Genomic DNA, 4484 nt, shown 5'->3' with positions numbered 1-4484 from the left:
TGATTACTCTAATAAAGCTGAGGAAAGATTGACTTGTGATTACCAAGGAGATGATATGCAAATAGGTTACAACTCTCGTTTCTTAACTGAAATGTTGACAAACTTACAATCAGATATGATTATGTTAGAGATGTCATTACCTAACCGCGCCGGAATTTTAACACCTGTTGATGGTCTAGAAGAAGGAGAAACAGTTACGATGTTAGTAATGCCAGTTATGTTAAATAGTTAACAAAAAATTATCCTTTTGTTGGATTAGTTTTTTGATTATTAATTTATAAGTAGTATCATTGTAAAGCAATTCCGCTATTAACCAAACCATTTTTATATTTAAAAAAACCGTCCAGTTTAATAACTAGTCGGTTTTTTTTATTCATGTGAAAAATAGAATTTTGTATTATCTTTTTTCAGCGCAGCTTTCGCCTCTGCATGATTTTTCTCGAATGTTTCCAAGTTCGTGCCTTTACAAATTCCATAACTATAATGATACTTTAAAATTTCAAGATCATTATTACTAAATGTCTTTTTCAAAGAGCGACAAATGGAGAAATAACTGGTGCACTCAGTAAAGTTACGTTCTAAATAAAAGTATCCTAAAGTTAAAACAAAATTTTGTTCTAGAGAATTCAATTTTTGATCTTCGTTCAAAGTATCCTGCATGTTTAATTTCAGCGAGCAGTTGGTAATATTCTGTTTACCATTCCATTCTAAATAATATCCTTCCTTATTTAGAATCCGAACATCAAAATTTTCAGATGTGGCATCTTTCATCCCATAAATAAAGTAGTTTGATTTGCTCTTATTTCTAACAAAGCTAATTTTGAGTGAATCTACCTCTTGATCAATATATTTGGTGAATTCCTTAAATTTTTTAATCGTGTTTTTATCCACTGATTTATCTACGTAGATTTTTATCTCACTTTTCCACGTTTTCATCGTGGGCAAAACTTTTTGATTCTTCTTCTGATATTTTTTATTGAAAACAATATTCTTATATCGTTCTAAAAAAATAGAATCTTTTTCTTCGTAAGGCACTTGTACCCCTTTTGATTTATATCCTTTTACCATTATAATGGTATCATTTTTATCTATTTTAAACCCAATTGAATCTACTTTACTATCAACTTTAATTTTATAGTGCTGATAAGTTTTAATATTCATATAGGCAACATTTATAGAATCCAGTGATTTTTTATGCTGCGCAAAAGTGAAGAAAAAACTAAGAAAGAATAAAAGCACTGCTATTTTTTTTGTCATGATAATGATAGTTTACTATTGTAAAAATAAACTTTTAAGTTTAATCTTACTTATATTATGTGAAGATTTTTATTACACTGATTATTAATTATATCACGCCCATCTTTGTCATCAAGAAGGTAGCACTTTTATTTTTGCAAATCCCATCACGAAGTTTGTAGTCAAAGTGCAATTCGTCATTGACTATTTCGACCTCAAAACATTTATTAGTTAAGATCGCAGGAAACGCATTAGTAGTCAAGCAAACCTCAATATCATGGGTTGCAATAGCTCCTATTGCTTTATTAGCAATTACTTTTTTCACCACTTCAATGGTTCCGTTTCGTTTATCATCTGAATTGGTTCCGCGTAATATTTCATCTAATAGTACAAAAGCCGGTTGTTTTTCTAACGCATTCATTATTTGCTTTAAGCGCTTAATCTCGGCAAAGAAATACGATTCGCTATCAGACAAAGAATCTGAAAGTCGCATGGATACCAAAACCGGCAAAGGATGTACTGTTGCTGCAGCAGCACACACTACTGATCCAGCTCCCGCTAAAACCATATTAATACCCAAACTACGTAAAAATGTACTTTTGCCTGACATGTTTGACCCTGTCAAGATCATAAAGGACTGTGGGTAAAACTGGACCTCATTCCCTACTCTAGTAGCGCTGGTCAATAAAGGATGGCTTAGGTTATTAAAACTAATTTTGAAATCCGTGTTCAAAGTGGGGAAAACAAAGTCGGGGTTGTTATACGATAGATTTGCAAAGCTGTTCAGCATTTCAAACTCACCAATGACCGCAAGCCAATCTTCAAGCGCTGTGGCATGCTCTTTTTTCCATTTTAATAAATCTTTTAAAGCGTGTAAATTATACAAAAAGGCGCCATTAAATAAGGTGGCCGTGATTAAATTATTAATACTATCCATTTTTGAAAACAGCTCCGATAGTTCTTGAAAGTGTGCACTCGCGTTTTTCTCCTTGAATTTTAATTTTTGTTGCAAAGCAAGTAGTTTTGGTGCACTAAATTTTTCCTCTTCGACCTTTTGAAGTAGTTTACTGTATTGCTTCAGTATTTTATCGATATTATCTGAATTGGAAATCTCGATTTGAATGCGTTTAAAATACTTGCCTAAAAATGCCAAATTGATGATAAACAAATACGACATTGCCGATACAAAAATGGTATTCGAACTGATTAAGTAGCCTATCGCACTCCCGATAAAAAGTAGTGGCAAAATATAGGAGCCAATATTAGTCAATCGAGACAGCGGGTTACTATTAAAAGTACTCCATCGCAATAGCGATTCATAACTCGATTGGTTGTCCTGACTTACTTTGGCGAAAGCCAAAAAATCCTGACGCCAGTCCAATTTACTCGAAAGTTCCGCTACTGCAGCTTGATTTTCGATTATCTCCTCATTAGGAGCTAAAACAAGTAAACGCTCAGCCAGCGTTTTTTTTCCAATAAAAGTAGCTGTCCTATTCAGATTCTGAAATAAAGAATGGGCACCAAAAATATCTAAATCATAGGCATACGGATGCTGAAAATCAATAAACTCTTGTCCGTCTTCAAAAGGCAACTCCCTTTTACTTACAAATGCTAGTTCGTCTTTATTAATAGTAAGGAGCGCATTGGCTATTTTTTTGTCATTTAATAACTTCGAGTGCAGCTTCATCAAGAAAATGAATCCGACAAAAAGCGCGATGGCTAGTACTATAAACAGCATCGATTGTTGCTCTACATAATAATAAACCGAAACAAAAAAGGCCACAATCACCAATAGCCTAACCAAACTAATTGAATTGTACTTTTTATTAATGGACTGTAATGCTAACGTGAACTGCGTAATTTTATCTTGGTATACTTTCATAACAATAGTGAGTGAGCCACAAATATAAGCGTACCTACGGAATAAACTACTTAAAAAAGACCTATTCTAAACCTAAGGTAATGCGTAGCTGTCTCGTTAACCAATTTATTCAATTGGCATAACCAGAACGGGAATACTGAGATTTTGCGCCATTTTTTTTGTAAAACTAGGATGGAACAACCCCTCAAAAAAACTTCTTTTATAGGTAAGCATCGTCAAAACGTCAATATCTCTTTGAACTATAAAGTCGACAATAGATTCTTTGACATCATCACTTAACATCACCCAAAACACAACACCCTCGCCTTCAAACTCATTTTCCCATTCCTTAACTGTTTCTTTGGACACATCCGAGTCTGAAGTTTTCACATACAAACAATGCACCTGAGCGTTGGCTTTTTTAGCGAGTTTTAAAACATTTTTCAAGGCTTTTTTATCTTTCTCCCTAAAACGAGTAGTAAAACCTATGGTTTGTATTTTTTTGTATTCAGCTCCATGCGGAATACAATAAGTAGGAACGGCGACATCTACTAAAACGCTACCTGCATTGGTTCCCATAAAAAAAGCGGACCAACCCGAAGCGCCTTCAGTTCCCATGACCACATAATCAATTTTGTCTTCCTTTATCGCTTTCTCGATGTTGTACACTAATTCGCCATCCATGAGGCGGTGCGTCATTTTAATATGATCTAGATTGTGTGCCAAAGCAATCGAATGCAATTTAGGCAGCTCCTCTTTGAACATCTCAAATTGCGAAAGTTCCAGCGACTCATAAATTTCCATATAATTCTGCGGAAAAAACTGCGTGTCTAAAATAGGAAGTTCAAAGGTGTGTAATAAAATCAGCTCCCCTTTGATCATTTTTGCAAATTCTAAAGCATGAACAAAGGCATTGGTAGCTGTTTCAGAAAAATCGGTTGGAAAAAGAATACGTTTCATTTTGACAATTTTAGAAGTTAGTAGCTCAAAATTACACCTAAAGTTACGGCAATACTATGATAAAAATCAGTTTGTTATCTCTTTTTTAAGATAAATTTGGGCGTGCCACCCTCTAGAAAAAAGGGCTCCATTGTTTATCGTTAGTGGCCCTTTTCTCTAGAGGCTGTCGGGTCATCCGCTCCGCTTCGGCGGACTGCTTCTACCCCTCACGCGAACCCTGCAAACAATCAACTTAAATCTTTTCCATCACTTCTTTTGTTTTAGTACCTTTACAACCTATACAATATACCATGCTAAACAACGACGCCATAGTAGCACTAGCAACCCCATCAGGAGCTGGAGCTATCGCCATTATACGAATCTCCGGACAAGAAGCCATCACGATTGGAAATTCGGTTTTTAGATCCATCAAAAACAAAAATTTATT

At 34.7% G+C, this 4484-nt stretch carries 4 protein-coding genes and 1 pseudogene; 2 read left to right on the top strand and 3 right to left on the bottom strand.

Going from position 1 to position 4484, the window contains the following annotated elements; all coding sequences use genetic code 11:
• Positions 1 to 232: pseudogene (locus tag P8M54_RS02480) on the top strand (DNA polymerase III subunit beta); the annotation flags it as partial.
• Between the two features lie 137 nt (positions 233 to 369).
• Here P8M54_RS02480 and P8M54_RS02475 read toward each other — a convergent pair.
• The 3 genes from P8M54_RS02475 to P8M54_RS02465 form a co-directional block, all read right to left on the bottom strand.
• Positions 370 to 1257: a hypothetical protein gene (locus tag P8M54_RS02475; protein ID WP_300284666.1), complete on the bottom strand. Its 888-nt coding sequence runs from the start codon at positions 1255 to 1257 to the stop codon at positions 370 to 372.
• Positions 1258 to 1345: 88 nt separating this feature from the next.
• Positions 1346 to 3118 (bottom strand): DNA mismatch repair protein, encoded by a 1773-nt coding sequence (locus tag P8M54_RS02470; protein ID WP_300284663.1) that lies wholly within the window; start codon positions 3116 to 3118, stop codon positions 1346 to 1348.
• Positions 3119 to 3223: 105 nt separating this feature from the next.
• Complete coding sequence (locus tag P8M54_RS02465) at positions 3224 to 4057, bottom strand: universal stress protein (protein WP_300284660.1); 834 nt, start codon at positions 4055 to 4057, stop codon at positions 3224 to 3226.
• A 290-nt stretch (positions 4058 to 4347) separates the two neighbouring features.
• Between P8M54_RS02465 and P8M54_RS02460 the strand changes: the two genes are divergently transcribed.
• The coding region (locus P8M54_RS02460) for a hypothetical protein (protein WP_300284668.1) at positions 4348 to 4484 on the top strand (137 nt) is incomplete at its 3' end.

The sequence above is a fragment of the Flavobacterium sp. genome (assembly GCF_029242675.1).
Taxonomy (GTDB): Bacteria; Bacteroidota; Bacteroidia; order Flavobacteriales; family Flavobacteriaceae; genus Flavobacterium.
This window is presented reverse-complemented; position numbering and strand designations above follow the sequence as displayed.